At 75.5% G+C, this 26,809-nt stretch carries 25 protein-coding genes and 1 pseudogene; 9 read left to right on the forward strand and 17 right to left on the reverse strand.

Going from position 1 to position 26,809, the window contains the following annotated elements; all coding sequences use genetic code 11:
- The 3 genes and pseudogenes from GCU67_RS14090 to GCU67_RS14100 all read right to left on the reverse strand — a co-directional run.
- Positions 1 to 681, reverse strand: a pseudogene (locus GCU67_RS14090) (SpoIIE family protein phosphatase); the annotation flags it as partial.
- Positions 682 to 872: 191 nt separating this feature from the next.
- The gene (locus tag GCU67_RS14095) at positions 873 to 1,310 is read right to left on the reverse strand and encodes an ATP-binding protein (RefSeq protein ID WP_163611854.1); all 438 of its coding nucleotides are present in this window, start codon (positions 1,308 to 1,310) and stop codon (positions 873 to 875) included.
- Positions 1,311 to 1,925: 615 nt separating this feature from the next.
- Positions 1,926 to 2,936 (reverse strand): zinc-dependent alcohol dehydrogenase, encoded by a 1,011-nt coding sequence (locus GCU67_RS14100; RefSeq protein ID WP_163611855.1) that lies wholly within the window; start codon positions 2,934 to 2,936, stop codon positions 1,926 to 1,928.
- A 347-nt stretch (positions 2,937 to 3,283) separates the two neighbouring features.
- Here GCU67_RS14100 and GCU67_RS14105 point away from each other — a divergent pair, with 347 nt between their 5' ends.
- Both GCU67_RS14105 and GCU67_RS14110 read left to right on the forward strand, forming a co-directional pair.
- Positions 3,284 to 3,517 (forward strand): hypothetical protein, encoded by a 234-nt coding sequence (locus GCU67_RS14105; protein ID WP_163611856.1) that lies wholly within the window; start codon positions 3,284 to 3,286, stop codon positions 3,515 to 3,517.
- 248 nt (positions 3,518 to 3,765) lie between these two features.
- Positions 3,766 to 4,761 carry an Acg family FMN-binding oxidoreductase gene (locus tag GCU67_RS14110; protein ID WP_163611857.1) on the forward strand — a complete coding sequence of 332 codons (996 nt, stop codon included), beginning with the start codon at positions 3,766 to 3,768 and terminating at the stop codon, positions 4,759 to 4,761.
- 71 nt (positions 4,762 to 4,832) lie between these two features.
- Here the strand turns inward: GCU67_RS14110 and GCU67_RS14115 are convergent, their stop codons facing one another.
- Both GCU67_RS14115 and GCU67_RS14120 read right to left on the reverse strand, forming a co-directional pair.
- Positions 4,833 to 5,762 (reverse strand): universal stress protein, encoded by a 930-nt coding sequence (locus GCU67_RS14115; protein ID WP_163611858.1) that lies wholly within the window; start codon positions 5,760 to 5,762, stop codon positions 4,833 to 4,835.
- Positions 5,763 to 6,051: 289 nt separating this feature from the next.
- Positions 6,052 to 6,468, reverse strand: coding sequence for a pyridoxamine 5'-phosphate oxidase family protein (locus GCU67_RS14120; RefSeq protein WP_211661398.1), 417 nt, complete (start codon positions 6,466 to 6,468; stop codon positions 6,052 to 6,054).
- Positions 6,469 to 6,697: 229 nt separating this feature from the next.
- Between GCU67_RS14120 and GCU67_RS21420 the strand changes: the two genes are divergently transcribed.
- Positions 6,698 to 7,204: a DUF1003 domain-containing protein gene (locus tag GCU67_RS21420; protein WP_211661399.1), complete on the forward strand. Its 507-nt coding sequence runs from the start codon at positions 6,698 to 6,700 to the stop codon at positions 7,202 to 7,204.
- Between the two features lie 20 nt (positions 7,205 to 7,224).
- Here GCU67_RS21420 and GCU67_RS14130 read toward each other — a convergent pair whose 3' ends face one another.
- Both GCU67_RS14130 and GCU67_RS14135 read right to left on the reverse strand, forming a co-directional pair.
- On the reverse strand, positions 7,225 to 8,379 hold the full coding sequence (locus GCU67_RS14130) for an acetate/propionate family kinase (protein WP_163611859.1): 1,155 nt from the start codon (positions 8,377 to 8,379) through the stop codon (positions 7,225 to 7,227).
- Complete coding sequence (locus GCU67_RS14135; protein ID WP_163611860.1) at positions 8,376 to 10,781, reverse strand: phosphoketolase family protein; 2,406 nt, start codon at positions 10,779 to 10,781, stop codon at positions 8,376 to 8,378. Before GCU67_RS14135 ends, GCU67_RS14130 begins: the two co-directional genes overlap by 4 nt.
- Before the next feature lie 255 nt (positions 10,782 to 11,036).
- Between GCU67_RS14135 and GCU67_RS14140 the strand changes: the two genes are divergently transcribed.
- The 4 genes from GCU67_RS14140 to GCU67_RS14155 all read left to right on the forward strand — a co-directional run bounded on the left by GCU67_RS14140 (position 11,037) and on the right by GCU67_RS14155 (position 15,721).
- Complete coding sequence (locus tag GCU67_RS14140; protein WP_163611861.1) at positions 11,037 to 11,228, forward strand: hypothetical protein; 192 nt, start codon at positions 11,037 to 11,039, stop codon at positions 11,226 to 11,228.
- A gap of 36 nt (positions 11,229 to 11,264) precedes the next feature.
- Positions 11,265 to 13,778: an HAD-IC family P-type ATPase gene (locus GCU67_RS14145; protein WP_163611862.1), complete on the forward strand. Its 2,514-nt coding sequence runs from the start codon at positions 11,265 to 11,267 to the stop codon at positions 13,776 to 13,778.
- 120 nt (positions 13,779 to 13,898) lie between these two features.
- Positions 13,899 to 14,885: a universal stress protein gene (locus tag GCU67_RS14150; protein ID WP_163611863.1), complete on the forward strand. Its 987-nt coding sequence runs from the start codon at positions 13,899 to 13,901 to the stop codon at positions 14,883 to 14,885.
- A 158-nt stretch (positions 14,886 to 15,043) separates the two neighbouring features.
- Positions 15,044 to 15,721, forward strand: coding sequence for a response regulator (locus tag GCU67_RS14155; protein ID WP_163611864.1), 678 nt, complete (start codon positions 15,044 to 15,046; stop codon positions 15,719 to 15,721).
- Positions 15,722 to 15,726: 5 nt separating this feature from the next.
- Here the strand turns inward: GCU67_RS14155 and GCU67_RS14160 are convergent, their stop codons facing one another.
- Positions 15,727 to 17,283 (reverse strand): GAF domain-containing protein, encoded by a 1,557-nt coding sequence (locus GCU67_RS14160; RefSeq protein ID WP_163611865.1) that lies wholly within the window; start codon positions 17,281 to 17,283, stop codon positions 15,727 to 15,729.
- Positions 17,284 to 17,470: 187 nt separating this feature from the next.
- Between GCU67_RS14160 and GCU67_RS14165 the strand changes: the two genes are divergently transcribed.
- On the forward strand, positions 17,471 to 17,941 hold the full coding sequence (locus GCU67_RS14165; RefSeq protein ID WP_163611866.1) for a universal stress protein: 471 nt from the start codon (positions 17,471 to 17,473) through the stop codon (positions 17,939 to 17,941).
- A gap of 102 nt (positions 17,942 to 18,043) precedes the next feature.
- On the opposite strand, the gene GCU67_RS14170 is transcribed toward GCU67_RS14165, so the two are convergent.
- Both GCU67_RS14170 and GCU67_RS14175 read right to left on the reverse strand, forming a co-directional pair.
- A complete protein-coding gene (locus GCU67_RS14170) occupies positions 18,044 to 18,718 on the reverse strand; it encodes a CBS domain-containing protein (RefSeq protein WP_163621136.1) in 675 nt (224 codons plus the stop codon).
- A gap of 179 nt (positions 18,719 to 18,897) precedes the next feature.
- Positions 18,898 to 19,461 carry a flavodoxin domain-containing protein gene (locus GCU67_RS14175; protein WP_163611868.1) on the reverse strand — a complete coding sequence of 188 codons (564 nt, stop codon included), beginning with the start codon at positions 19,459 to 19,461 and terminating at the stop codon, positions 18,898 to 18,900.
- A 237-nt stretch (positions 19,462 to 19,698) separates the two neighbouring features.
- Between GCU67_RS14175 and GCU67_RS14180 the strand changes: the two genes are divergently transcribed.
- Positions 19,699 to 19,884: a glycosyltransferase gene (locus GCU67_RS14180; protein ID WP_163611869.1), complete on the forward strand. Its 186-nt coding sequence runs from the start codon at positions 19,699 to 19,701 to the stop codon at positions 19,882 to 19,884.
- 249 nt (positions 19,885 to 20,133) lie between these two features.
- Here GCU67_RS14180 and GCU67_RS14190 read toward each other — a convergent pair whose 3' ends face one another.
- From GCU67_RS14190 to GCU67_RS14220, 7 genes are all read right to left on the reverse strand, one after another.
- Positions 20,134 to 20,529 carry a VOC family protein gene (locus GCU67_RS14190; protein WP_211661405.1) on the reverse strand — a complete coding sequence of 132 codons (396 nt, stop codon included), beginning with the start codon at positions 20,527 to 20,529 and terminating at the stop codon, positions 20,134 to 20,136.
- Between the two features lie 46 nt (positions 20,530 to 20,575).
- Positions 20,576 to 21,757 carry an alpha/beta fold hydrolase gene (locus GCU67_RS14195; protein ID WP_163611871.1) on the reverse strand — a complete coding sequence of 394 codons (1,182 nt, stop codon included), beginning with the start codon at positions 21,755 to 21,757 and terminating at the stop codon, positions 20,576 to 20,578.
- Between the two features lie 19 nt (positions 21,758 to 21,776).
- The gene (locus tag GCU67_RS14200; protein WP_211661400.1) at positions 21,777 to 22,526 is read right to left on the reverse strand and encodes an SDR family NAD(P)-dependent oxidoreductase; all 750 of its coding nucleotides are present in this window, start codon (positions 22,524 to 22,526) and stop codon (positions 21,777 to 21,779) included.
- Positions 22,523 to 23,491, reverse strand: coding sequence for a fumarylacetoacetate hydrolase family protein (locus tag GCU67_RS14205; RefSeq protein ID WP_163611872.1), 969 nt, complete (start codon positions 23,489 to 23,491; stop codon positions 22,523 to 22,525). The genes GCU67_RS14200 and GCU67_RS14205 overlap by 4 nt, the downstream gene beginning before the upstream one ends.
- Positions 23,491 to 24,444, reverse strand: coding sequence for a VOC family protein (locus tag GCU67_RS14210; RefSeq protein ID WP_163611873.1), 954 nt, complete (start codon positions 24,442 to 24,444; stop codon positions 23,491 to 23,493). The genes GCU67_RS14205 and GCU67_RS14210 overlap by 1 nt, the downstream gene beginning before the upstream one ends.
- A gap of 95 nt (positions 24,445 to 24,539) precedes the next feature.
- Positions 24,540 to 25,670 carry an FAD-dependent oxidoreductase gene (locus tag GCU67_RS14215; RefSeq protein ID WP_163611874.1) on the reverse strand — a complete coding sequence of 377 codons (1,131 nt, stop codon included), beginning with the start codon at positions 25,668 to 25,670 and terminating at the stop codon, positions 24,540 to 24,542.
- A gap of 10 nt (positions 25,671 to 25,680) precedes the next feature.
- Positions 25,681 to 26,718 carry a cyclase family protein gene (locus tag GCU67_RS14220; protein WP_338105018.1) on the reverse strand — a complete coding sequence of 346 codons (1,038 nt, stop codon included), beginning with the start codon at positions 26,716 to 26,718 and terminating at the stop codon, positions 25,681 to 25,683.
- Positions 26,719 to 26,809: the final 91 nt, after the last annotated feature.

Genomic DNA, 26,809 nt, shown 5'->3' on the forward strand with positions numbered 1-26,809 from the left:
GAGCTCCGGCAGCTTGGCCTCAGCGACGACCTCGCCGTTGTAGTCGGCGTCGTAGCGATAGACCATCACCCGGTCGAAGCCGGTCAGCGTGCGCACCGCGGTGGCGGTGATGTCGTAGAGCTCCTGCAGGTCCGAGGCCCGGTTGAGGTCGCCGATCGCGCCGCGGACCGCCTGGTAGGTGTTCGGGAAGCTGAACGGCCGTGGGCCGGACGCCGGTTCGAGCTCGACGACCAGGGTGCCCGTCGACGGGGAGCCCGGGCCCGGGTCACGAGCGGAGGGCGACCCGCGACGTCTGCGTCCGGTCACGGGGGAGGCCAGCACGTCGCGGTGCAGGATCGCGTCCACGGGGACCGGCGTCCCGTCGCGGTCGAGCACCACCTCCACGGGGTTGCGTTCCCGCAGCTCCCCGAAGGCGCTGGCCGAACGGAGGACGGCCTCGGCCGGGCCGGCGCCCAGCACCTCCGCCAGCGGGCGGCCGAGCGCGTCGTCCCAGGCCACGCCCACCACGTCGGCGAGGTTGCGGGACACCTGGCGGACCACCATGTCCGGTTCGCTGACGGCCAGCAGCACGCCGCGCGGCTGGATGCTGCCCGGGACGTGGATGGGCTCCCGCTCGCAGTTGGTGAGGTCGACCGGAGTGCCGGGTGCCAGCCACCCACCGGGCGTGAGCTGGTCGGTCACCCGCAGGTCCGGAGCAGGTACCCGGGCACGTGGTCCTCGTCGGTCATCCGGTCCTCGTCCTCGTCGCGGCTGGCTCCGACGGTCCCGGTCCCCCCACCGTTCCGAACGGCGCGAGCCTAGGGCACCGGCGTGCCGTTCGGGCCGCTCTCCGACGTCGCCCCCCGAGCCGTCGGCTATCGACGGCGCCCGGGCTACGAGGCCAGCCTCGGCCGCTCGGGCGCGGGCGGGGCGCTGGGCTTGCGCATGGTGACGGTGGTGCCCTCGGCGTCGGTGTCCACGGTGGTGTCGGTCAGCAGGCGCATCATCGCCAGGCCGCGTCCGCGGAACGGGGCCGCCGTCGGCGGGAGCCACCGACCGCGGTCCTGCACGGTGACCGTGACCGTCCTCCCCTCGACCTCGGCGGTGACGTCGAAGAAGGGGGCGCGGGGGTCCTGGGCGTGCTCGACGGCGTTGCTGGCGGCCTCGGACACCGACAGGACCAGGTCGTACGTCTCGTCCGCGGACAGCGTGCTGGTGCTGAGGTGGGCTCCCAGCTCCCGGCGCAGGGCCGGGAGCGAGCTCTCGATGGCGGGCAGACGCCACGCGCGTCGTCGGTCGGCGAGGTGGGACACGTGCTGGTGGTCGGGCAAGGACGCTCCTGGGTCAGGGGGTGGGGTGGACCCGGCGTCGTGGACAGCCGGAGGTCGCACCCGGGTCGTGGGGGAGCCGCGCTCGGCCCGGCGGACGGCGAGCACGAGCTCCAGGCGCTGGTGCCGACGGCGGGTCGACGCGGCCAGGTGCGCGTCGTGCGTCGCCCGGAGGGGAGCCACCGTCGGGGGGAGGAACGGGAACGGAGGCGGCTGGGGCTGCGCCCGTTCGACCCGGGCGATGGACGCGGACGGAGGGGGTGGAGGGGAGGCGGGAGGGGGACGCCGCGTGCGTGGGCCGAGGAGACTGCCCCCCGGCTGCGCCGGCGACGAGGTCAGGGGGACCGTCCGGTCAGCGCCCTGCGTGACGGCGGCTGGGGTGGTGGGTGAGGTGGCGGACACGACCGGCTCCCCGAGAGGGTGGGGTCGCCGATCCCGCGGCCACCAGGTGAGCGGCGTGGCGGCTCAGGACTCGAACGTAGCCCCATGGACTGGACGAGGGCACGGCGCGGGGCGGTCGCGGTGCGCACGGCGGGTGCGGTCGCCCGACCGCGAGGACGACCGCTCCGTCGCCCGGTCCCGTGCCTGCCCGCGGTCCCGGCCCGGACGCCCGGGTGGTCAGAACTGGAAGACGACGCGGGCGGGGACGTGGCCGGACAGGACGTCGGCCATCGCCTCGTTGACGTCGTCGAGCTTGCGGTCGACCGTGATGACCGTGGTGCGGCCGGCCGCGTGCAGGGCGAAGACGTCGGCCAGGTCGTTCCGGGTGCCGACGATCGAGCCGATGACGGTCTTGCCCGTCAGCACCATGTCGAAGATCGGCACCGACATCACGCCGTCGGCCGGCAGGGCGACGCAGACGAGCCGTCCACCGCGACGCAGCGACCGGTACGCCTGGTCGAAGGACTCCGGCGAGGCGGCCAGCGCGACCGCGACGTCGGCGCCACCGAGTGCCTGGATCGCGGCCACCGGGTCGGCGGTGGCAGCGTTCACCACCTCGTCGGCGCCCAGCTCGCGGGCCATGGCCAGCTTGTCGTCCTGCACGTCGACGGCGACGACGAACCCGCCGGCGATGCGGGCGTACTGCAGCGCCAGGTGACCGAGGCCGCCGATGCCGAACACGGCGACCGTCTCGGCCGGGGCGACGCGCGCGACCTTGATCGCCTTGTAGGTGGTGACGCCCGCGCAGCTCAGCGGTGCGGCGTCCATGCTGGACACGGCGTCCGGGACGGGGGTGGCAAAGGCAGCCGCGACGGTGGCGTACTCGGCGAACGCCCCGTCGACCGAGTAGCCGGAGTTGACCTGCTCCTCGCACAGGGTCTCCCAGCCGCTGATGCAGTACCGGCACGCGCCGCACGCAGAGCCGAGCCAGGCGATCGAGACCCGCTCGCCGATCGAGCGGGTGGTCACGCCCTCGCCGAGCCGCTCCACCGTCCCGACGCCCTCGTGGCCGGGCACGAACGGCGGCGTGGGCCGTACCGGCCAGTCGCCGTGGGCGGCGTGGATGTCGGTGTGGCAGAGCCCGCTGGTCTCCATGCGGACCAGCACCTGGCCGGGGCCGGGCTCGGGGACCGGCAGGTCGGTGATCTGGAGCGGGGCACCGAACTCGGTGACGACGGCGGCCTTCATGGCGCACTCCTGGTCGACTCGGGCGCACCGGGCGGTGCGCGGCGGCGTGTCGGCACCGAGGCTCCTCGGCGGGTGCGGCCAGGAGCAGGGGCCAACGTCCCCCCTGGCGGGGGCACCTGGCCCCGGGCGGCCGAGGAGCCGGACCGTGCCCGGCCCTCCGGCCGGCGGGTCGGGGCCCTTGGTCCCCGGTGGCCGTGCCGTAGCGCCCTCGCGCGTGCGCCGCGACCGGGGGGACCGTCAGGGGGCAGGCACTCGCGCGCCAGGGGAGGACCGTCGTGACCGCAGCAGAGCACCGAGGACCGCACTCTGAGGGGACCGGAAGGGGCGGCCGCCCGGACCCGCTGCCGATGTCCCGCGCGGAGAAGCTCAGCGCGGAGTGGGAGGCGCGGCACGACGTCGCCGCCCGGGGGCACCACGGCAGCGCCGACGGGGTCCAGCACCACCTCGCCGAGTCCCGGCTCCAGGATGCCCTGCGCACCGGGGCCACCAGGGCGACCGTCGTGCCCACGGCCCAGCCCCTCCCGCCCGTCCCGTCGCCACCGGCGCGCCGTCGGTGGCGGCTGTTCGGCCGCCGCGGCTGACCGGCGGCCACCCGCACGAGCCGGGACCGCCCGGCGGTGCCCCCGCCCGGGTCTCGGGCGTCGACCTGTCACCTGCCCGGCGCAAGGTGCGGGGCCGGCCGGGCGGCAGGGCACTGCGGGCTGTGCACGCGGGACCTCGGGCCCTGGGGGCCAGGAGGGGGCTGCCGCAGTCTGGGGAGGTGCCCACTCGCACCGCCCGGACGAGGGCGGACAGCAGCGACCGGGCGCCGGACCGACGAGGAGGAGCCGTGGTCGACGTGCAGGACTGGCAGGAGGTGGTGACCGCCGCGACGCGGGCACCGTCGATCCACAACACCCAGCCGTGGCGCTTCACCGCGTCCGCCGACCGGCTGGAGGTGCACTACGACCCGGACCGCTCCCTGCCGGTGCTGGACCCGAGCCACCGGCAGCAGGTCATCAGCTGCGGCGCCGCCGTGGAGTTCGCCGCCGTGGCGCTGCGCGCCGCGGGCCGGCAGGTCGCGGTCGACGTCGGCCCCGACCCCGGCGACCCCGACCACCTCGCGACCCTCCGCGTGCTGGGGGACCGGCCGGCCGACGCGGACGACGCCTCCCTGGCCGCGGCCATCGGGGACCGCCACACCACCCGTGACCCCTTCCTGCCGCAGGAGGTCCCCGCCGGGCTGTTCGACCGGGTCCAGCGCGAGGCAGGTGAGCACGGCGTCTGGGTCTCCGAGCTGAGCGGTGCCGACGCCGAGCTCGTCACCGTCGTCCTGCTCCAGCGGGCCGAGGAGGCCGAACGGGGCGACCCGGCCTACCGGGCCGAGCTGGAGGCCTGGCTCCGCACGGACCCGCAGGCCGTCGACGGCATCCCGGTGGGCGCGGTGCCGGCCGACCACCCCGCCACCCGCTCGACGAACTGGCCGGGGCGGGACTTCCTCGTCGGCCGGCGGACCCCGCGGCCCCGGGCGCCGGTCGCCGACGACGACCCGCCGCCGTCCGTGGAGCGGCCGACCGTGCTGCTCCTGGGGACGATGGGCGACGACCGGACGGCGTGGGTGCAGGCCGGCCGGGCCCTGGGGCGCGTGCTGCTCCGGCTCACCGCAGCTGGGCTCTCCGCGGCCCCGATGACCCAGGCACTCGACTGGCCGGCGACGCGCACCCGGTTGCAGGTGGAGCTGTCCCTGGTGGGTCACCCGCAGATGCTGTTGCGGCTCGGCTGGCCGTCGGTGGCCGGATCGGCGACCGGGCGACGTCCGGTCGCCGAGGTGCTCACCACCCGCTGACGCCGGCGCAGCACAGGAGGGGCGGACCGCGATCGTGCGGTCCGCCCCTCCTGTGCTGGTGCCCGGTGCTCTCAGACCACGATCGGGGCGGCGACGGCAGCCACGGCCCGGCGGCTGGACGCCCCGACCGTCGTGGGGACGGGCACGGCGAGCACCGGCACCTCGACCCGGTGGAGGGCCGAGTGGACGGTGGCCCCGGGGCCCCCGGCGTCGACGTCGCGCCGGCCCACGACCACCAGCGTGGCCGTCGCGGCTGCTTGGACGAGCACCTTGCCGGCCCGGCCCCGCTCGACCGTGAGGTCGATGGCCAGGTCGGGGTGGCGACTGCGCAGCGCAGCGACGAGCGGTGCGACCGCTGCGGTCTCCGCGCCGGCGCTGGTCTCCGCGTCCAGCCGCCAGCGCAGCGCGAGGACGGCGTCCTCGGTCAGCTGACGCCAGGCGTGGACGACGTGCAGGGGCTCGCCGCGTTGGCCGGCCTCGGTCGCGGCGGCGTCGAGGACGGCCACGCTGCCCGCGCCGCCGTCGATACCGACCACCACACCGCGGCGCCGCCAGTCCAGCGCGTTCGGGGTGCGGTGGACCAGCACCGGGCACGGTGCCCGGGCAGCGACGACCTCGGCGACCGAGCCCATCGCGCTGCCCGGCCCCCAGGTGAGCCCGCTGGCCCCCACGACCAGGAGGTCGTCCTCGCCGACCGCCTGGCACAGCGCCGTCTCGGGCCGCCCGTCGAGCAGCTCGGCGCCGATCTGCCACTCCGGCAGCACGTCGGCCAGGGAGGTCCGCAGCCGCGCCAGGTCGGCGTTGGCGCTCCGGCGCGAGGCGGCGCTGGCGTCGAGGTCCAGCGGCAGTCCGGACAGCTCGCCGGCGGGCCAGTGGAAGGCCCGGACCAGCCGCAGCGGCAGTCTGCGGCGCGCCGCCTCGTGCGCGGCGGCGCGGGCGGCGTCGGCAGCCGGTTCCGAGCCGTCGACCCCGACGACGACGGAGGGGGTGTGCGTGCTCATCGGTGCTCCTCAGGTGGGGCATGGTCGGTACGGGTCCGGTCGACCGGCGTGACCGTGCGGAGGTGGCCTCGCGGGACGGCGACCGGTCGGGTCCACCCGGCACCGGCACGGTGCAGGGACGGGCGCCCGGGTCATGTGCCGACACTGCCGTCGGCGGGCGGGCCGGGGGAGGGCAGAACGTCCCGCTCGGGAGGGCCGAGGGTCGTGCGTGCCCGGCCGGCCCAGCTGCTCGACCACGGGGCAGCAGTGACCGCAGGCAGATCGGCCCCCGCGGGTGCCTGCCCGCGGGTCAGGGGGAGGTGATCCGCCGGCCGCTGACCACGGTCATGTGCAGGGCGATGTAGCCGTGCGTCGTCGTGGGCAGCCACGGGTGCACGCCCAGCGCGTCCAGCGCCGCGACCTGCCCGGGGTCGATCACCAGGCGGGAGGGGCCGATCACGGTGACGCTCCAGCCGGTGCGTTCGACGAGGTCGTACTCGTCGACCTCGAAGGCCAGCACGGCCCCGCGGCTGCCGGCGGCCATCTTGCTGCCGAGCCCGGTCGGGATGACCACGTCGTCCCCGCGCAGCGCGTACGACGCCGGCTGGATCGTGGGCATGGCGCCCTCGGTGAAGGCGATCCGCCCCACGCTGGCCGTGCCCAGCAGCCGCCGGCACTCGGCGCCGTCCAGCACGTCCAGCAGGCGTCTGCTCCCGGTCCAGGTCATCAGGCCGCACGGCCGGCGTCGGGGCACTCCATGCCAGCTGGTCGTCTCCTGTGGTCGGGCGGATCGTGGGACGGTCCCCGACGTCCGTCGGGACAGGGTCCCCCGTCAGCGTAGGAACCACCCGGGACGGACCCCAGGGTCACCGGGCGCTGCCCGGCGGGACCTCCTGCCCTGCCCGGCTCCCGGCCGTCGGCGGGGACCCGCCGCACCGGGTCCTACCGTGCTGGGCATGACCCTCCCGCCGGCGCACCACCGCAGACGCCCGACCCGCACGAGGCGCCACCCCGGGGTGCGCAGCGGCGGGGAGCTCACCCTCGGCGAACGGGCCGCCGACCGGCTGCGCAACGGGATGGGCTCGTGGACTTTCGTGTTCACGGCGCTGGTGTTCCTGGCCGGGTGGATGGTCGGCAACCGGGGCACCGGCTTCGACCCCTACCCCTTCATCCTGCTCAACCTGATCCTCAGCTGCCTGGCCGCCATGCAGGGGGCCATCCTGCTGATCGCGGCCCGGCGCGCGGACCAGATCTCCTCCGAGATGGCCGCGCACGACTACGCCGCGGACACCGACAGCGAGGAGCTGATCGGTGAGGTGCGGGCGCTGGTCCGCTGCATCCACCGGCAGGTCGGGGCAGCGGAGCCCTCCGCGGCCGACTTCGGTCCCGTGACCCAGCGGGTCCAGCAGGCACGCAGCGACTCCGCCGCCCAGGCGGCCGCCGGGCAGGCGCCCACCGGCTGACCTGTCCCGGGCCGGACGGGTCAGCCCACCGGTCGACCGCGGACGCCGGGTGCGCCCGCCCCTCCCGGTGCCGCAGCCGACAGGGCAGGTGCCCGCAGGGCCGGGGCGAGCAGCTCCCGGGCCGCCCGGTCCATCACCCGTTCCTCGTCGGCGGTCACCACCAGGGTGCGCACCGGGGCGCCGTGCCGGCTGACGTCGCCGGGCACCGGCGCGGTCGGGTGGACCAGGACGCCCAGGTGCCGGAGCCGGTCGGTGACCGCGGCGCGGACCGGGGCGGAGTGCTCGCCGATGCCGCCGCTGAAGACCAGGGTGTCCAGTCCGCCCAGCACCGCGGTGTAGCCCGCGACGGTCGTGGCGACCGCGGTGGTGAACACCTCCAGCGCCAGCCGGCAGTCCGGGTCGCCCGCGGCGGCCCGGGCGGTCAGCTCGGCCACGTCGGTCACCCCACCGCTCATGCCGGCCAGCCCCGAGGACCGGTCGACCAGGCCGCGCAGGTCCGCAGCTGTCCAGCCCCGGTCCAGGAGGAACAGCAGCACCTCGGGGTCGAGGTCACCGCTCCGGCTGACCGAGGGCAGCCCGCCGGTGGGGGAGAAGCTCATCGACGTCTGCACCGACCGGCCACCGGACACCGCCGTCACGCTGCAACCGCCGCCGAGGTGCGCCACCACCGCCCGGCCCAGCCCCGGCACGGTGTCGACGACGTGCTGCACCGACAGGCCGTGGAAGCCGTAGCGGCGCACCCCCAGCGCGGTCACGCCGTCGGGCACCGGCAGCCGGTGGGCCGCGGGTGCCAGGGTGGCGTGGAACGCGGTGTCGAAGCACGCCACGTGCGGGACGTCGGGCCACCGGGCCCGGGCCGCCTCGATCGAGTCCAGGTCACCGGGCAGGTGGAGCGGTGCGAAGTCGACCAGCCGCCGCAGGTCCGCGACCAGCTCGTCGTCGATCCGCTCGGGCGCGACGTGCACCGGTCCGCCGTGCACCACGCGGTGCGCCACCGCCGAGACGGTCAGCCCCGCCGAGGCCAGCCGCCGCACGATCTCGGCCACCGCACTGCCGGGGTCCGCGGTCGGCCGGGGCACCCGGTGGGCCCACAGCCGCGCACCCGAGCCGTCGTGCGCGGCCGCCTTCAGCGAGCGGGAGCCGGGGTTGACCGACAGGACCACCGCGCCCCTCATCCCGACCAGCTCCAGTCGCGGACCTCGGGCATGTCCTCGAAGTGCTCGCGGATGTGGTCCTCGTGCCGCAGCAGCATCTCCCGGCAGTGGGCGGCCAGGGCCGCACCGTGCTCGGGGGTGCGCCGGGCGTGCTCGAGCGCGGCGAGCACCAGGTGGTACCGGCTCATCCGGTTCAGCACGACCATGTCGAAGGGCGTCGTCGTCGTCCCCTGCTCCTCGAAGCCGCGGACGTGGAAGCGGCCGGCGCCCGGGCGGCCGTGCAGCAGGGAGTGCACCGCGCGCGGGTAGCCGTGGAAGGCGAACACCACCTCGGCGTCGTCGGTGAACAGCTCGCGGAAGTGCTCGGGGGTGAACCCGTGCGGGTGCACGTCGGGGGGCAGCAGGCCCATCAGGTCCACCACGTTGACCATCCGCACCCGCAGCCACGGCACCTCCCGGCGCAGCAGCTCGGCGGCGGCCAGCACCTCCAATGTTGGGACGTCGCCGGCGGCGGCGAGCACCACGTCAGGCGCCGAGCCGTCGTCGGACTCGGTGCCGGCCCACTCCCACACCGAGGCGCCGGCCGCGCAGTGGACGGCGGCCTCGGCCAGGGTCAGGTACTGCAGGTGCTGCTGCTTGTCCGCGACCAGCAGGTTGACGTGGTCGGTGCTGCGCAGGCAGTGGTCGGCCACCGACAGCAGGCAGTTGGCGTCCGGCGGCAGCCACACCCGCACGATCGCCGGTGACAGCGGGATCACCGCGTCGATCAGGCCCGGGCCCTGGTGGCTGAACCCGTTGTGGTCGTTGCGCCAGCAGGTGGAGGTCAGCAGGATCGTCAGGGAGGAGACCGGCGCTCGCCACGGCACGTCGGCGGCGTGCTGCAGCCACTTCACGTGCTGGACCACCATCGAGGCGCTGACCATCGCGAAGGCCTCGTAGGTGGCGAACATGCCGTGCCGACCGGTGAGCAGGTAGCCCTCCAGCCAGCCCTCGCACAGGTGCTCGCTCAGCACCTCCATCACCCGCCCGTGCGGGGAGAGGTGGTCGTCGGTGGGCAGCACCTCGGCCTGCAGGCAGCGGTCGGTCACCTCGAACACCGACTGCAGCCGGTTGCTCGCGGTCTCGTCGGGACAGAACAGCCGGAAGTCGCCGCCGCCGTCGGGGGTCGTCGTCCGCCGGTAGACCTCGGCGAGCAGCTCGCCGAGGGGGTGGGTCGTCTCCACCGACGTCGTCCCGGGGCTGGGCACGTCGACGGCGTAGCCGGCGAGCACCGGCAGGTCCAGCGGACGGCGGAGGCGGCCGCCGTTGGCGTACGGGGTGGAGCCCATCCGCAGGTCGCCGTCCGGGGCGAGGGCGGCCAGCTCCGGCGCCAGCCGGCCCTCGGCGGTGAACTGCAGCTCGGGGGAGTAGGAGCGCAGCCACCGTTCCAGCAGGGCGAGGTGGGCGTCGTCGGTCTGCACGCCTGACAGCGGCACCTGGTGTGCCCGGGACGTGCCCTCGACCTGCACGCCGTCGACGACGGCCGGGCCGGTCCAGCCCTTGGGGGTGCGCAGCACGATCGCCGGCCACCCCGGGCGCAGGTCCTCCCCACCGGAGCGGGCACGGGCCTGGATCTCCGCGATCCGCTCGTGTGCACCGCGCAGCGCGGCCTCCAGGTCGGTGAACACCAGCCGCGGGTCGTCGCCGGAGACGACCACCGGCGCCCAGCCCTGGCTGGCCAGGTAGCTGCAGACCTCCTCGTCCGACGAGCGGCCCCACACCGTCGGGCTGCTGATCTTGTAGCCGTTGAGGTGCAGCACCGGCAGGACGGCGCCGTCGCGGCGGGCGTCGAGGAACGCCGGGACCTTCCACGAACCGGACAGCGGACCGGTCTCGGCCTCGCCGTCGCCGACCACGCAGGCCACCAGCAGGTCGGGGTGGTCGAAGGCCGCACCCGCGGCGTGCACCAGCGCGTAGCCGAGCTCCCCGCCCTCGTGGACGCTGCCCGGCGTCGCCACGCCGACGTGGCTGGAGATGCCGCCGGGGGTGGAGAACTGCCGGAAGAGCGCCCGGACCCCGGCGGCGTCCGGGCCGATCGCCGGGTACAGCTCGCTGTAAGTGCCCTCCAGCCAGGTGTTGGCCACCAGCGCGGGCCCGCCGTGGCCGGGGCCGGCGACGTAGAGGCACGGGGTGCCGGTCCGCCGGATGAGCCGGTTGAGCTGGACGTAGAGCGCGGAGAGCCCTGGGCTGGTGCCCCAGTGGCCGAGGAGCCGGGGCTTGACGTCGGCGTGGGTCAGCGGCCGGTCGAGCAGGGCGTCGTCGGCGAGGTAGATCTGGCCGACCGTCAGGTAGTTGGCCGCGGCCCACCAGCGCAGGTCCAGCTCGAGTTCCTCGACCGGGTAGGGGTCGACGGTGGGCGGCGCTGCGAGGTCGACCAGGGTCATGGCCCGACTCTGTCCTCCGCCGGGGCCGGAGGACGGGGGCGAAGGTCCTCACCTGACCGGACGGTCGACTCCTCCCCGGCCGGTGCGGCACGTGCCGGCCCGGGACCTCCGGCGCCGGGACAGGGACCGACGTCCCTGCCTCGGCGTCCCGCCCGCCGGGAGGCTGGGTCAGGAGGGAGCCCGGTGCCCCTCCGGCCCGCTCTCGGACGTCCGCGCCGACCCGGTCCGCTCCCGTCCCCCAGATCCGAGGACCCGATGACCAGCTCCGCACCGCACCAGGCCCCCGCGCCCGACCGGCAGGACCTGCACAACCCCAGCATCGAGGAGTCGGCGGCCGCGCTCGGCCACTGCGGCATGACCGACCTGCACACCGGCCGGGTCTGTCAGGAACCGCAGGACCACGCCGGCAGCTGCGCCTTCGTCGCCTCCGCGCCCGGCGCCCGCTGAGATGCCGGGCCGGCCGGCTCCCCTGGACGGACCGTCGTGACGCTCGTCGACGCGGCGCCGACCGGTCCGGCGTCCCGCGACGGGCGCCCGGCCTGGGCGCTGTCGCCGGCCGAGGTCGCCGGTCAGCAGGGCGTCGACCCGGTGCGCGGCCTGGACGCCGGCACGGTGGCCACCCGGCTGGACCACGACGGGCCCAACGAGGTGCCGATGCACCCGCCGGCCCCGCTCTGGCGCTCGGTCGTGGGCCAGCTGCGCGACACGCTCGTCCTGGTGCTGCTCGCGGCCGCAGTCCTGACGGCGGTCACCGGTGACCTCGTCGACACCGCCGTCATCGTGCTGGTGGTCACCGTCAACACCGTCCTGGGTGTGGTCCAGGAGCGCCGGGCGCTGCGCGAGGTCCGGGCCCTGGACGCCCTGGTCGCACCCACCGCCCGGGTGACCCGGGACGGCGCCGACTCCTGGGTGCCCACCCGCGAGCTCGTGCGCGGTGACCTGCTGCAGGTGTCCGCCGGGGACGTGGTCGGCGCCGATGCCCGGCTGCTCACCTCGGTGCGGCTGCAGGTGGACGAGGCACTGCTGACCGGTGAGTCCCAGCCCAGTGCCCGGGACGCGACGGTGACGTCACCCGGACCGGCCCCGATGGCCGACCGCACGGGCATGGTGCACGCCGGCAGCACGGTGCTCGCCGGCTCCGGCACCGCCGTCGTCGTCGCGACCGGGACGCACACCGCGATCGGTCAGGTCGCCCTGCTGGTCACCGGCCACCGGTCCCCGCTGACCCCGCTGCAGCGCCGGCTGGCCGTCCTGGGCCGGCAGATCTCCCTCGCGGTGGCGGTGGCGTGCCTGTTCTTCATCGCCTCGGGGCTGCTCCGCGGCCAGCCGTGGGAGACGACCCTGGTGGCCGCCGTGGCCCTGGCCGTGGCCGCCGTCCCGGAGTCCCTGCCCGCCGTCGTGACGCTGGCGCTCTCGGCCGGGGCGGGCCGGATGGGGCGCCGCGGTGCCGTCGTCCGGTCCCTGCCGGCGGTCGAGACGCTGGGCTCGGTGACCCTGCTGGCCACCGACAAGACCGGGACGCTGACCGCCGGCGCCATGCGCGCCGACCGGGTCTGGACGCCGGCCGACGGTGACCTCCCGCTGGCGTCGGGCCCGTACCCCGCGGCCACCCGCGCCGTGCTCTCCGCTGCGGCGCTGTGCAACGACGCCGACCCCTCCGGCGCCGGCCCGGACGGGGCCGAGGGCACCGCGGACACCGAGACCGCGCTGGTCCGGGCCGCCCGGGACGGCGGCGTGGACGTCGCGGGGCTGCGCCGGGACTTCCCGCGGGTGTCCGCCGAGCCCTTCGACGCCGTCACCCGGCGGATGTCCACGGTGCACCGGCGGCGGGACGGGAGCTCCACCGTGCTCGCCAAGGGCGCGCCCGAGGTCCTGCTCCCGGGCCTGCCCGGGCAGGCCGCGGCGCAGCGGGTCTCCGACGGCTGGGCGGCGGTCGGCGGGCGGGTGCTCGCGGTGACCGCGGACGGGGTGCTCCTGGGCCTGGTCACCTTCGCCGACCCGGTGCGCCCCGAGGCCACCGCCGCGGTCACCGCGCTGCACCGGGCGGGGATCGACGTCGTGCTGGTCAGCGGCGACCACGCCGGCACCGCCGCGGCGGTGGCCCGGCAGGTGGGCATCGTCGACGCCGACCACCCGGCGGGCGACCGGGTCTTCGCCCGCGTCGAGCCCGCCGGCAAGCTGGACCTGGTCGGTCGCTGGCAGGCGTCCGGCCACGTGGTCGCCATGACCGGGGACGGGGTGAACGACGCCCCCGCGCTGCGCGCCGCCGACATCGGCGTGGCGATGGGCCAGCGGGGCACCGAGGTGGCCAAGGAGGCCGCCGACCTCGTGCTGGTCGGGGACAGCCTGGCCACGGTCACCGCCGCCGTCGCCGAGGGTCGGCGGGTCTTCGACAACGTCCGGCGCTTCGTCGGCTACGGCCTGGCCGGGGGCTTGAGCGAGGTGCTGGTCATGCTGGCCGGGCCGTTCCTGGGGCTGGCGCTCCCGTTGCTGCCGGCCCAGGTCCTGTGGATCAACCTGCTCACCCACGGCCCGGTCGGGGTGGCCATGGGCGGTGAGCCCGCGTCGCCGGACGTGCTGCGCCGCCCGCCGCGCGACCCCGCCGCCGGCGTGCTCGACCGGGCGCTCGTCGTCCAGCTGGTCGGCAACGGCCTCGCCCTCGCCGCGGTCTGCCTCGCCGTGGCGGCCTCCTCGTCGGCGGCCGACGGGCCCTGGCAGACCCAGCTGTTCATCACCCTGGCCGTCGGGCAGCTGGCGCTGGCCCTGGCGCTGCGTCCCGCCGGCGCCTGGACCACCCGGGGTGCCGGCGTGCCGTGGCTGCCGGTCGCCGTGGCCGCGAACCTGGTGCTGCTGGCGGCCGCCGTGCTGCTGCCCGTGCTGGCGGACCTGCTGGGCACCGAGCGGATCAGCCTCGCCGAGACCGCGTTCGGGGTGGCTCCCGCGCTCCTCCCCGCCGCCGGCGTCCTGCTGGTCCGGGCGCTGCACGCACGCCGCTGATCCCGCCCGGGACCAATGGCGCGTCCTGCCGGGTCGTCGGACCCGCTCGGGCGGCGAGGCCCGGCGGGAGGCTCGACGTGACGACCGGTCGCGTGGCCGGCGCCTGCTGAGGAGGTCCCCGTGGACGCACAGCTCCAGGACACCGTCGGTCCGACCGACACCGACCCGGCACTGCGGGTCCTGGTGGGGGTCGACGGCTCACCCGCCTCCCTGACCGCCCTGCGGTGGGCGATGCGCTGGGCGCTCGTCCGGGGGGCGGAGGTCAGCGTGCTGGCCGCGTACCCGACGGTCGCCGCCTGGAGCAGCCCCGACTCCGTCGGCCCGGGCGCTCTCGACGTCGTGCGCGACGACACCCGGGCCCGGGCCAGGGCGGCGTTGGACGCCGTCCGGGACGGCGACGCGGCGGTCCGGGACGTCCCGGTGAGTCTGCACGTCGAGCCCGGCCCGGCCGCCGCTCAGCTGGTCCGGCGGTCCGCGGACGCCGACCTGCTCGTCGTCGGGTCCCGGGGCCACGGCGAGGTGCGCAGCGCCCTGCTCGGCTCGGTCGCCCTGCACAGCGTCAGCGCCGCGGAGTGCCCCGTCGTCGTCGTCCCACTGCCCGGCCGCTGGACCGAGCCGGGGGCGGCCGCCCGGGTGGTCGTGGGCGTCGACGGGTCGGCACGGTCGGCCGCCGCGCTCACCGCGGCGATGACCGAGGCCGGCCCGGCCGGGTCGGTGACGGCGGTGCGCGCCCACGACGTCACCGACCCGTGGGGTGACGCCTCCGGCCCGCAGGCCGCAGCGGCCCTGCAGCAGGTGCACGAGGGTGCGCTGCGGGTCATGGGGGACCAGCTCGGTGAGCTGCTCGTCACCTCCGCCGGTGACCACCCGGACGTCCGGCGGCTCTCCCTGACCGGCCCGGCCGGTGCGGTGCTGGTCGAGCAGGCGGCCGACGCGGACCTCCTCGTGGTCGCCAGCCGGGGGCGCGGTGAGTTCCGCGGGCTGGTGTTCGGCTCGGTGGCGCTGCACTGCGTGGTGCACGCGCCGTGCCCGGTGCTGGTCGTGCGTCCCGCGGTCCGGCAGCTGCCGGACCGGTCCCCGCTGGTCCACGCGGCGTCGGCACGGTGACCCGCGCTGACCAACCGGGGCGCTGCCCGTACCGGCACGTGGCCGGCGGCCCGTCCCGGGACCCCCAGCGACCGCGGTCCGGCGACTAGCGTGCGGGGCAGCTGCCGCGTCCGGCGCCCCCGCAGTCAGCGGTGGGCTCGGCGCAGCCGAGGAGCGTCATGAGCAGCAGCGCACCGTCCCCGATCCGGGTCTTCCTCCTCGACGACCACGAGGTGGTCCGGCGGGGGGTCGCCGACGTCCTCACCGGCGACCCGGACATCACCGTCATCGGTGAGGCCAAGAACGCCGCGGAGGCGATGAGCCGCGTCCCGGCTCTGCGCCCGGACGTCGCCGTCCTGGACGTCCGGCTGCCCGACGGGGACGGGGTGACGGTGTGCCGTGACCTGCGTGCGCAGCTGCCGGACCTGGGCGTGGTGATGCTGACCAGCTACAGCGACGACGAGGCGCTCTTCCAGGCGATCATGGCCGGGGCCGCCGGCTACCTGCTCAAGCAGATCCTCGGCCAGGACCTGATCACCGCGGTGCGCACGGTCGCCGCCGGCGGGTCGCTGCTGGACCCGGCCGCCACCGCGGCGGTGCTGGCCCGGATGCGGCGGGCCACCGAGCCGGCCGGGCCGCTGGCCGGCCTCAGCGACCAGGAGCGCACCGTCCTGGACCTGATCGGGGAGGGCCTGACCAACCGGCAGATCGGGGAGCGGATGTTCCTGGCCGAGAAGACGGTCAAGAACTACGTGTCCCACCTGCTGGCCAAGCTGGGCATGGAGCGCCGCACGCAGGCGGCGATCCTCTCCACCGAGCTGAAGGCGCCGGCGTCGGGCCGGTCACCGGGGCACTGAGCCGCTCAGCCCGGGAGCGGGGCCAGCCAGCGCAGGCGCGTCCCGCCGTCCTCCAGGCACACGACCGAGACCGTCCCGCTGCACCGGCGGGCGCGTTCCTCGAGGTTGCGCAGTCCGCTGCGCGGCGCTCCCGGGTCGATGCCCCGGCCGTTGTCCACGACCTCCACCAGGACGTCGGTGGTGACGTCGAGGGTCACGGTCACCGCGCTCGCGTGCGCGTGCCGCACCGCGTTGCTGACCCCCTCCCGGACGACGGCCTCCACGTCGGCGGCGAGCTCCCCGGTGACCAGGGCGTCCACCGCACCCGACATCCGCACGGTGGGTCGCAGCTCGACACCGGCGGTCTCGGTGACGATGTCGAGGAGCCGGCGGCGGAGGCTGTCGCCGTCGCGGGCGCTGTCGGAGGTGTGCAGGTCGAAGATCGTGGTGCGGATGTCGCGCACGGTCTCGTCGAGCTGCTCGACCGCCGAGCGGACCCGCCTGACGGCCTCGGCGTCGTCGATGCGGGGGAGCGCGCTCTGCAGGCTCAGGCCCGCGGCGAAGACCCGTTGGATGACGTGGTCGTGCAGGTCCCGGGCGATCCGGTCACGGTCCTCGGTCACGTCGGTGCGGCGGACCACCTGCTGCCGGGCGGCCAGGTCCAGGGCGAGGCCGGTCTGGTCGGCGAAGGCGCTGACCAGGGCGGCGAGCCCGGCGTCGAAGGGCGGTGCCCCGGCCCGGCGCAGGGCGAGGACGACCGACCCGCCGGTGACCGCGCTGCGCAGCGGCACCGCGATGCACGGACCCCACCGCGCCTCGTCGACGGCGCCGGCGCACGCCGGCCCGGTCATGTCCAGCAGGACGACGTGACCGGCCTCGGCCACCGCCTGCAGCACCAGGCCGGCGCGCTCGTCCAGCTGCACCCCGGGGAGGTCCTGCGGCGCGGCACCGGTGAAGGCCCGCAGTGCGTAGGTGCCGTCGGCGCCGGTCGGGCCGTGCAGCAGGAAGGCAGCGGTGGCGCCGGTGAGCACGGACACGCGGTCGACGACGACGTCGAGCACGTCCTGCGGTGACCGGCCCTGCAGCAGCGCCGTCCGCACGTCGGTGACGGCGGCGAGCCAGACCCGGCTGACCTCCGCGGCCTCGTACAGCCGGGCGTTGGCGACGGCCACCCCGGCCGCGGCGGCCAGTGCGGTCAGCGCGACGTCGTCCTCGGCGCTGAACCGGGCGTCGCGCTTGGCCGTCAGGTACAGGTGCCCGAGGGTCTCCCCGCGGCTGGTCACCGGCACGCTGAGGAAGCTGACGGTCTCCCCGTCCTCCGCCGGCGGCGACCGGTCCCCGGTCGACGGCTCGGGGTCGGGACCGACGTGGACGAAGGCCACCAGCACGCCGGCGCGGTCGAGCACGCCCAGCGTCCCGTACTGCGCGTCGATCAGCGCGACGGCGGCCTCGACGATGTGCCGCAGCGTCTCCTCGAGGTCCAGGCCGGCGGAGACCTCGAGGAAGGCGTCGAAGAGCCGCTGCACCGTCTGCGGGGACGTGGTGGGGACCGGGGGCGCCGGGTCGGGCAGGTCCTGCGGCACAGCGCCTCCGGCCGTCGGGTCGCCCGACTGTCCCATCCCGGGCCGACGGGGGGAAGACGCCCGGGCGGGAGCTGTGTGCCCAGCGGCCCCGGGCACCGGGACCTTCCTCCCTGGCGACCGCGGACCCACCCGGCCCAGGCTCCGGGCGTGGTCCCGACGTGGGGCCGGAGGAGAGCAGGAGCACCTGATGACGGCAGCAGAGACCCACGAGCACCAGCCGCGCATCGTCGTGGGGGTCGACGGGTCACCGGCGTCCCAGGTCGCCCTGCAGTGGGCGGTCAGGCAGGCCGCGCTCACCGGCGCGGTCGTGGAGGCGGTGACCGCCTGGCAGTTCCCGGTCACCTACGGGGGATTCCTGGCCGACGCCGGCACCGACTGGCAGACCAACGCCCACGCCGTCCAGGACATCGCCGTCAAGGAGGCACTGGGGGACGAGGCGACCGCGCTGGTCCGCCGCGTCGTCGAGGGCCACTCCGCCGGGGTCCTGCTCGAGGCTGCGGTCGGGGCCGAGCTGCTGGTCGTGGGCAGCCGGGGGCACGGCGGCTTCACCGGGATGCTGCTGGGGTCGGTCAGCGAGAACGTCGTCGCCCACGCGCCCTGCGCCGTCGTGGTGCTCCGGACACCGGCGCGGGACGAGCCCGTCGACAGCCGGGCCTGAGCAGCGCCCTCGCCGCCGCCCCGCCGCCGCCGACACGCACGACCGGCGAGCCGGGACGGCACCGCCCGCTCCCGTGCTCCCGGCCGGCCTGGTGCGCCCGGGTCAGGGCGCCGTCGGCGCGGCCGCGGTCGGGGTGCCGGGCGCGGTCCTGACGGCGACGACGCCGGCGACGGTCCGGGCGAGTGTCCGGACCGCGGTGGCCTCGACGGCGTCGTCCTCCTCGGCGGTGCCGGGCCTGGGACCACCACCGTCCCGATCGGCCACGTGCCGGGGGGCGACCCGGCCCGAGAGGCTCACGACGCCCTCGCTGACCTCGACGGTCCACCCGTCCGCCCGTCCGGTGTAGGACTCGACGAGGCGGCGGACCTCCCGCGCGATCTCCTCGTCCGGTCGGCCCAGCGCCCGCAGGACGTCGCGGCGGCTGACGATCCCCACCAGGCGGTCGCCGTCGAGGACCGGCACGCTGCGCAGGCCCTCGTCGAGGAAGAGGTGGGCGAGGTCGGCGACGTCGGCCGTGGCCGGCACGGTCCGCACCGGCGTCGTCATGACCCCGCGGACGAGGAGCGGGGGGACCGGCGTGACGGCGTCCGCGCGGCGCAGGTGCAGCCGCGGGTCCTGCGGGAGCCGGCTGCGGAGGACGTCGGCCTCGGCCACGATCCCGACGAGGGCGCGGTCGGCGTCGAGCACGGGCAGGGCGGCGAAGCCACCCGTGGCCATCACCTCCGCGGCCGTCTTCGCCGACGAGTCCGGCGCGACGGTGGTCACCGACCTGGTCATGACGTCCTGGACCCGCACGACTGCCTCCCTGCCGGACACCCCACCCGGTGACGGGGCCTGGTCTCGACCGTAGGCAGCGGCGCCCCTTCGCCCCAGGGTCCAGGGGTGGGACCGGACAGGGACCTCGGACCCGGCCGGGAGCCCGACGACCTGGCCGCGAGGAGCCGCACGCCGCCCGGTCAGCCCGGTGAGGTGACCGGGACCGGGGGTGCACCGAGAGCGAGGACGGCCAGCTCCCCGGCGATCTCCCCGGCCCAGGCGCCCAGGGCGTCCCAGTCGCGGAAGTCGCCGACCGGCGCGCGCAGGGCGGCGACCATCGCCCGTTCCCCGAAGCCCAGCAGCTGCCGGTCCAGGCGCCCGGCGAAGACCCGGTGTGCCCGTGCGCCCACGAGCACCTGGAGGGGCCCGGCGTCGTGCGGGTCGTCGCCGGGGAACGGGGGATCGCCGATCGGGCCGCTGCTGAGCAGCCAGACCGGCCGGGTGCGCAGCGCTGCGGCGTGCTCCGCGGCGTAGTGCCGTGCCGGCTCGAGCCACCGGCCCACGTACACCCCGCTGGCCAGCACCACCGCGTCGTACCGGGTCGGATCGGGCTGTCTCTCGACCGGCACGGACACCGCGACGAGCCCGCAACTGCGGCCTGCCGCCGACTCCTGCAGGCAGCGGGCCAGGTGCTCGGCGATCTCCGCGGTGGCGCCGTGCCTGCTGGCGGCGGTCACCAGGACGTGCGGGCTGGCTGTGCTCATGGCTGGGTCTCCCGGTCGGTGGGCTGCCGCCCGCTGCGTCGTCCGGGCGGTGAGGGACGACCTCAGGCTCGCGGTGTCCGGGGCCCCCGGGCAGAGGACGAGGGCTCGGACCGGCGGGACCTGTGGCGCCCGGCCGCCTGCAGGACGCCCGGAGGGGCGAGGCGGTCCCGGTGGGACACCGCCGGGTGGCGAGCCGGAGAGGTGCCCGGGCTCTTGGAGCCCCGCCTCGGACCGGACGTGACCGCCTTCGGCACTGCGGCCGAGCGCGACCTCCTCGCGCGGGCGGTCGCGCTGGTCCTCCCCATCCAGTGGGAGGAGCCGTTCGGCATGGTCATGACCGAGGCGATGGCGTGCGACACCCCGGTCGTCGCCCTGCGCCGGGGTGCGGTGCCGGGCACGGCGCCGCGCCAGGGCACGTCATGACGCACCTGGCCGTCTGGGACGGACTGGCGCAGGGGCAGGACGGCCCGGAGACCGCGTGGGGCGAACAGGTCACCGACGAGCAGTACGGCCGGACCGCGATCTGACCCGTCCCCCGCTCGCGCAGCGGCCCGCACCACCCACCCGGCACGACCGAGGAACTCCACGTCCGACACCACGATGACCGCGCTGGTCGGCGGCGGTCCACCGGACCGCCGCCCCTCCTCGTGCTGTGCCTGTCGACCGCGCTGCTCAGTTGACGACGTGCAGCTGGTCCATCCACAGGGCCTGCCAGGCGTGGCCGTCGGGGTCGGTGAAGCTGCCGGTGTGGGTCGACGCGTCCTCGGGGGCCGGCACCCCGGGCCGGCTGCCGGCGGCGACCGCCTTCGCCACCAGCTCGTCGACGTCGGCCCGGTCCGGCACGGTCAGGCTGTGCACCACCGTCGGGTGATGCGCCGGGTCGGCCACGTCGCCGGCGACCAGGTCGGCGAACGCGTCGCGGACGAGGAGCCGGACCACGATGTTGTCGTCGAGGACGACCGCGGCCGTGTGCTCGTCGGAGGAGTGCTGGTTGACGCTGAAGCCCAGGGCCTCGTAGAACGCCCGGGAGGCGGGCAGGTCCTGCACGGGCAGGGTCACGAAGAGCATGGGCACGGGGTGCTCCTGTCTGGAGGGGTCGGGCCGGACCGGGTGGTCAGTCCCGGGCGGCGAGCTCGGCGAAGGTGTCGGCGACCCAGTCGGCGACGAACGTGCTCACGTGGGGCAGGTGGTCCAGGCCGATGTGCTCGGTCGCGCCCTCCTCGGGGGTGAAGACCCGCAGCTCGACCTTCGGGGAGTTCACCGCCTGCTCGTGGGAGCGGTGCGCCATCGCGAGCGGGATCTGCCGGTCGTTGGCGCCGTGCGCGATGAGGAACGGCACGGTGATGCGCTCGACGACGCCGTCGAGGTTGACCCCGTCGGCGAAGTCGAGGAACGGGTCGAGGTGGTCCTCGTCGCCGTCGAAGCCCCACACCCACAGCACGTGGCTCCAGTAGTGCGGCACCGGGCGCTCGCCCTCGCGCTCGCGGCGGCGACGCTGCACCGCGCCCCAGTCGTGGTTGGCGCCCCAGGCGACGCAGAGGGCGAACCGCTTCTCGAAGGCCGCGGCGCGCGGGGCGTAGTAGCCGCCCAGCGACCAGCCGGTGATGCCGATCCGGCGTGCGTCGACGTCGGGACGGGTCTCCAGCCAGTCGACGGCCGCCCCGGCCCACACCTCGGTGTCGATGCGGGCGGTGAGCCCCTGCAGCCGCAGCGCCTCGCCGGTGCCGGGCTGGTCGAGCATCAGGCAGGAGATGCCGCGGGCGGCCAGCTCCTCCCAGTGCCCCGACGAGTACATGTGCTCCTTCGTCGAGTCCAGCCCGTTGACCAGCACGATGACCGGTGCCGGCCCGTCGTCGGTGGCCGGCGCCTGGCTGAAGTAGGCCGGCAGGGTGGTGCCCTCGTAGGGGACGGCGACCCGGCTGACCCGGGGGCTGTGCAGGTCGAAGGCCTTCTGCGCCAGCTCCAGCAGCCGCCGGTAGCTGGGCACCCGGGCCGGGTCGGCGTGGGAGAGCATCCGCTCGGCCTGGGCGAGGTAGTTGGTGGCGCGGGCGTACAGCTGCCCGGCCGTGCGGGTGTGCCCGGCCTTCTCCGCCTCCTCGGCCTGGCCGACCAGCTGCTCGGTCAGTGCGGTCCAGGCGCGGAGGAAGTCCGGGGTCCCGGCGTCCTCGCCGGCGTTGGCGGCGTCCTTGATCGGCCGGCAGGCGCGGTCGACCTCGTCGATGAGCCCGCCGGAGTTCAGCGTCGCGACGACGCCGAGGTTCCAGGTGTAGGGGCCGGTGGGGAAGTACTCGAACACGGTCGTTCCTCTCGTGAGCTCAGGACGCGCGGACGGCGTCGCTGATGGACTTGACGCCCCCGTGGGCGGTCATGCCGCCGTCGACGGGGATCTCGGCGCCGGAGATGAACGAGGCGTCGTCGCTGAGCAGGAAGACGACCAGCGGGGCGACCTCGTCGACGGTGCCGGTGCGCCCGAGCGGGGTCTCGGCGATGTTCGCGTCGCGGAAGGCGGGTGCGGCCGTGGCGGTCATCGGGGTCTCGATGTGGCCGGGGTGCACGGTGTTGACCCGGATGCCGCGGGCGCCCAGTTCCAGGCAGGCCACCTTGGCCAGTCCGCGCAACGCCCACTTCGAGGCCGTGTAGGCGGCCGGGAAGTGGCCGGTCAGGGCGGCCACGGACCCGACCACGACGATCGACCCGCCGGTGGACATCAACGGCGTGAGTGCCTGGATCCCCAGCAGCGTGCCGGTGACGTTGACGTCGGTCACCCGGGCCAGGTCCGCGGCGTCGAGGTCGAGCAGCCGGGCCCGCCAGGTGATGCCGGCGTTGGCGACCAGCCCGTCGACCCGGCCGTGCCGCGCGGCCAGGTCGGCGGCGAGCCCCGTCCAGCCCGCGGCGTCGGTGACGTCGAGCCGGCGGTACTCGACCCCGGGGAGCGCCTCCGCCGGCGCGGCGGTGAGGTCGAGGCCGATCACCGTCGCACCCTCGGCCGCGAGCAGCCGCGCCTCCGCGGCACCCTGCCCCTGGCCTGCGCCGGTGACGACGACGACCTTCCCCGACATCCTCATGCGGGACGCGTGCGGGTCCGGGGCCGGGCTCGGGCCGGGGCCACGGGCGGCAGGTCGACCCCGGCGACCACCTGGTTGCGGAGGGTGCCGATGCCCTCGACGGTCATCTCGACGACGTCGCCGGGCTGCAGGGGCGGGGGAGCGGCCTCGCCGCGGGTGCCCCACAGCTCGGCGAGACAGCCGCCGTTGCCGCAGGTGCCCGAGCCCAGGACGTCGCCGGCGCGCACCTCGGTGCCGCGGGAGGCGTAGGCGATGAGCTCCTCGAACGGCCAGCCCATGTTCGAGAGCAGGTCCTGCCCGACCTGGGTGCCGTTGACCGAGACCCGCAGGTCCAGGGCGAGGAACCCGTCGGCGTCGCGGTGGGGCTCGAGTTCGTTGGCGGTGACCAGCCAGGGGCCCAGGGTGGTGGCGGAGTCCTTGCCCTTGGCCGGGCCGAGGTTGACCTTCATCTCCCGGGCCTGCAGGTCACGGGCCGACCAGTCGTTGAGGACGGTGTAGCCGAAGACGTGGTCGCGGGCCTGCTCGGGGGTCAGCGAGGCGCCGTCGCGGCCGACGACGACGGCGACCTCGAGTTCGAAGTCGAAGCGCTGGGAGCCGGGTGGGACGGCGACGTCGTCGTGCGCGCCGATGAGCGCGTAGGGGTTGGTGAAGTAGAACGTCGGCGCCTGGTACCACTCCGGCGGGACGTCGGCGACGCCGTCGATCGCCTTGCGGACGCCCTCGACGTGCTCTTCGAAGGCGACGAAGTCCCGCACGGTCGGCGCCTCCAGCGGCGGCAGCAGCCGGACGTCGGCCAGCGGGACCGACGGTCCGGCCAGCGCCGCGGCACCGGCCTCCAGGGCCGCCGGCAGCCCGGCGCGGACCAGCTCGAGCACGGTCGTGCCCGCGGGGAGCGGGTGGACGGCGTCGCCGTCGACCACCCCCGCCGAGGCGCTGCCGTGCAGCTCGTAGGTGGCGAAGCGCATCAGACGGGCGGGGCCACGAACAGGCCCTTGTCCGGGTCGTTGAACGAGCGCTGCGCGACGAACTCGTTCATCGCGTTGGCGGTGCCCCACTGATCGCTGACCTCGGGGTTGCTGAAGTCGTAGAGGTGCGGGTGCCAGGTGTCCTCGTCCAGCACCTCGAGCTCGGTCGTGTACTCGACGGTGTTGCCGTGCGGGTCGAGGAAGTAGCTGAAGGTGTTGTTGCCGGCCATGTGCCGGCCCGGGCCCCAGATCTTCTCCACGCCGGCCCGCAGCAGCCGCCCGGTGCCGCGCATGTACTCGTCGATGCCGCGCAGCTCGAAGGAGGCGTGGTGCAGCGAGGCGTGCGGTCCGCGGGCGACGGCCAGGCTGTGGTGCCAGGCGTTGGTCCGCATGAACCACATCATGTTGCCCATGCGCGGGTGCATCAGGGTGTCCGACAGCGCGAACGCCAGGTGCTGCTCGTAGAAGGCGACCGTCCCCTCGGGGTCGCGGGAGTTGAGGACGACGTGGGAGAGCCGCACCGGGATCGACTCGCCCTCCTCGATCGTGCGGTGCCGCCGCGCCTCGACGTCGGAGCTGATCTCGACGGTGCGACCCTCGTTGTCGAAGAACCGGAAGCCGTAGCCCCCGCCGGGGGTCTGCAGGACGTCGGGCTCGCCGATCAGCGGGACGCCGGCGCCGGCGATCCGCGCGGCGAGGGTGTCGACGTCCGCCCGGTTCGCGGCACCGAAGGAGATGAGGTCGATCCGCTTGTCGGGAGCCTGCCGCAGCCGCACGATGTACTGCTCCGGCGACCCCTCGGCAGCCAGGTAGGCCAGGCCCGAGTCGGTGTGCTCGGTCTTCAGGCCCCAGGTGCCGGAGTAGAAGCCGAGCTGCGTGTCGAAGTCGGGCACGGCCAGGTCGATGTGCCGCAGGTGGGTGATCAGGCGCTGGCGTGGCTGGGTCTCGGTCATCAGGGTCTCTCTCTCGTTCCGATCAGGACGGCCCTCCTGCAGGGGCCCGGCGCGAGCGTGCGAGCGCTGGGGGGCAGGAGGGTCCTTCGGCCGGTTCAGGCGGGCTGGCTGGTGAGCGCGGCGATGGAGCGCATGAGCGCGGGGACGTCGCCCCGGACGTGGTCGAGCTGCCACTGGGCGAGGGTGTTGGAGGCCTCGACGACGGTGCGGGCGCGGTCGACGCGCCGGTGGTGGAACTCGTCCCACAGCTCCTGGTCGAAGGTGGTGCGCTCCGTGAGCAGCTCACCCAGCACAGCCGCGTCCTCCAGCGCCATGGCCCCGCCCTGCGCGATGGTCGGCGGGCAGGTGTGTGCGGCGTCGCCGATGAGCACCACCCGGCCGCGGTTCCACGGCTCCTCCAGCAGGTGGGTCTCGAACCAGGTGTAGTTGACCTGGGAGGCGTCGGTCAGCGACTCGCGGACCTCGTCCCAGGGGCCGTGGTATGCCAGCGACAGCTCCTTCATCGTGGCCAGCTGCTCGTCGGGGGACATGCCGCTGCGGTCGACGGCCGGCTCGACGATGTAGGCGTAGAGCGAGTCCTCACCGGTGGGGCAGTAGCCGGCGATGAAGGAGGGGCCGCCGTAGAACAGATCGGTGCGGGTCACGCTGGCCGGCCGCGGGCCGAAGGCCCGCCAGATCCCCATGCCCATCGACCGGGTCTCCAGCTGGACGCCGATCGCCCGCCGCGTGTACGAGCGGAGGCCGTCGGCGGCCACGACCAGGTCGTAGCGCCCGGTCGACCCGTCGGACAGGGTCACCGCGACGCCGGTGTCGTCCTGGGTGAGCTCGGTGAAGGTGGTGCCGAAGCGCACCCGTACCCCGACGTCGACGGCCCGGTCGACGAGGATCCGGGCCAGTTCCGGGCGGGGCATGCCGAGTGCCGCGGGGAGGTCCGGGCCGCCGGTCTTGGCGTCCGGGACCTCGGCCACGATGCTGCCGAACGGGTCGGGTGCCCGGATCCCGGTGACGTCGAAGGGGTAGCCGGCCGCCCGCACCTGGTCCCAGACGCCCAGGGTGCGCAGCTCGCGGAGCGCGTTGCCCTGCAGGGTGATGCCGGAGCCGAGGGCCCCGATGGCCGGCTTGATCTCGATCAGGTCGACCGCCACCCCGCGGAGGGCGAGGTGGACGGCGGTGGCCGTGCCGGCCAGGCCGCTGCCGACGACCAGCACGTTGTCCACTGCGGGCATCGGTGCGCTCCTACTTCACGGCGATGGGGTTGACCGGGGAGCCGACGGCGCCGGTGATGGGCAGGGGTGCGGCGGTGAGGAAGAAGTCCCACTGGCCGTCGGTGGCGCAGTCGGTGGCGAGGGCGTCGAGGTCCCACATCTCGCCGAGGTAGAGCCCGATGTTGGGGATGGCGACCTGGTGGAGGGGTTGGAAGGCGACGTCGAACTCGTTGGGCCGTACTTCGAAGCCCCAGGTGTCGGTGGCGATGCCGGCGATCTCGGTGTCGTGGAGCCAGTCGGCGGTGGTGAAGGACAGGCCGGGGGCGGGTCCGCCGGCGTAGTCGCCCCACCCGCGTCCTTCGGCGATGTCGCGGCGGGCGCGGGTGAGCCGGCCGGTGCGCACGCACAACAGATCGCCTCGGCCGACGCGGGCGGAGGGGCCCTGGGCGTCGATGGTGGCCTGCAGGTGCTCGGCGGTGATGGCGAAGCCGTCGGGCAGCTCGCCGTCGGCCCCGATGGCGCGGCCGACGTCGAGGAGGACGCCGCGGCCGGTGAGGTGGGCGGCGGCGGTCTGGATGCCGGTGACCAGGTCGCCTTCGCTGGTGACGACGTCGCCGGCGCGGCGGCCGTTCCAGGCGTTGCCGTGGTCGAAGATGTGGCCCAGGCCGTCCCACTGGGTCGAACACTGCAGCGGCATGGCGATGACGTCGTCGGCGCCACCGATGCCGTGGGGGAAGCCCTGGTTGCCGCGCTCGGCGTCGGTGCCGGTGTCGGTCATCGTGTGCACGGGGTTGGTGCGCCGCCGCCAGCCCTTCTGCGGGCCGTCGGTGTCGAAGGCCTGGGACAGGGAGAAGCTCACCCCGCGGCGGACCAGCCCGGCACCCTCCACCCGCTTGTCCGGGGTGAGGAAGTTCAGCGTGCCGAGCACGTCGTCGGCACCCCACCGACCCCAGTTCGAGCAGCGCGCCACGGCGGCCGCGACCGCGCCCTCGGGGTCGGTGCGGTCGAGCACGGCGGTCGGGGGCACGGCTGTCGGCGGCACGGCGGTGTGCGGCACGGTCTGGGACACGTCGGGTTCCTCCTCGAAGCGACGTGGACCACACTCGGTGCCTCGATCTGATCAGGGAAGACGAGAGTCCTGATGCAGGGCATCAGCTGTG

Source organism: Modestobacter muralis, from assembly GCF_010682105.1.
In the GTDB taxonomy this organism is placed as follows: Bacteria; Actinomycetota; Actinomycetes; order Mycobacteriales; family Geodermatophilaceae; genus Modestobacter; species Modestobacter muralis.

Bases quoted from the DNA above. Each gene is read 5' to 3' on its own strand.
- GCU67_RS14100 (WP_163611855.1), bottom strand. From the start codon at position 2,936: ATGAAGGCCGCCGTCGTCACCGAGTTCGGTGCCCCGCTCCAGATCACC.
- GCU67_RS14105 (WP_163611856.1), top strand. From the start codon at position 3,284: ATGTCCCGCGCGGAGAAGCTCAGCGCGGAGTGGGAGGCGCGGCACGAC.
- GCU67_RS14115 (WP_163611858.1), bottom strand. From the start codon at position 5,762: ATGAGCACGCACACCCCCTCCGTCGTCGTCGGGGTCGACGGCTCGGAA.
- GCU67_RS14120 (WP_211661398.1), bottom strand. From the start codon at position 6,468: ATGACCTGGACCGGGAGCAGACGCCTGCTGGACGTGCTGGACGGCGCC.
- GCU67_RS21420 (WP_211661399.1), top strand. From the start codon at position 6,698: ATGACCCTCCCGCCGGCGCACCACCGCAGACGCCCGACCCGCACGAGG.
- GCU67_RS14130 (WP_163611859.1), bottom strand. From the start codon at position 8,379: ATGAGGGGCGCGGTGGTCCTGTCGGTCAACCCCGGCTCCCGCTCGCTG.
- GCU67_RS14135 (WP_163611860.1), bottom strand. From the start codon at position 10,781: ATGACCCTGGTCGACCTCGCAGCGCCGCCCACCGTCGACCCCTACCCG.
- GCU67_RS14140 (WP_163611861.1), top strand. From the start codon at position 11,037: ATGACCAGCTCCGCACCGCACCAGGCCCCCGCGCCCGACCGGCAGGAC.
- GCU67_RS14155 (WP_163611864.1), top strand. From the start codon at position 15,044: ATGAGCAGCAGCGCACCGTCCCCGATCCGGGTCTTCCTCCTCGACGAC.
- GCU67_RS14165 (WP_163611866.1), top strand. From the start codon at position 17,471: ATGACGGCAGCAGAGACCCACGAGCACCAGCCGCGCATCGTCGTGGGG.
- GCU67_RS14170 (WP_163621136.1), bottom strand. From the start codon at position 18,718: ATGACCAGGTCGGTGACCACCGTCGCGCCGGACTCGTCGGCGAAGACG.
- GCU67_RS14175 (WP_163611868.1), bottom strand. From the start codon at position 19,461: ATGAGCACAGCCAGCCCGCACGTCCTGGTGACCGCCGCCAGCAGGCAC.
- GCU67_RS14190 (WP_211661405.1), bottom strand. From the start codon at position 20,529: ATGCTCTTCGTGACCCTGCCCGTGCAGGACCTGCCCGCCTCCCGGGCG.
- GCU67_RS14200 (WP_211661400.1), bottom strand. From the start codon at position 22,526: ATGAGGATGTCGGGGAAGGTCGTCGTCGTCACCGGCGCAGGCCAGGGG.
- GCU67_RS14205 (WP_163611872.1), bottom strand. From the start codon at position 23,491: ATGCGCTTCGCCACCTACGAGCTGCACGGCAGCGCCTCGGCGGGGGTG.
- GCU67_RS14210 (WP_163611873.1), bottom strand. From the start codon at position 24,444: ATGACCGAGACCCAGCCACGCCAGCGCCTGATCACCCACCTGCGGCAC.
- GCU67_RS14215 (WP_163611874.1), bottom strand. From the start codon at position 25,670: ATGCCCGCAGTGGACAACGTGCTGGTCGTCGGCAGCGGCCTGGCCGGC.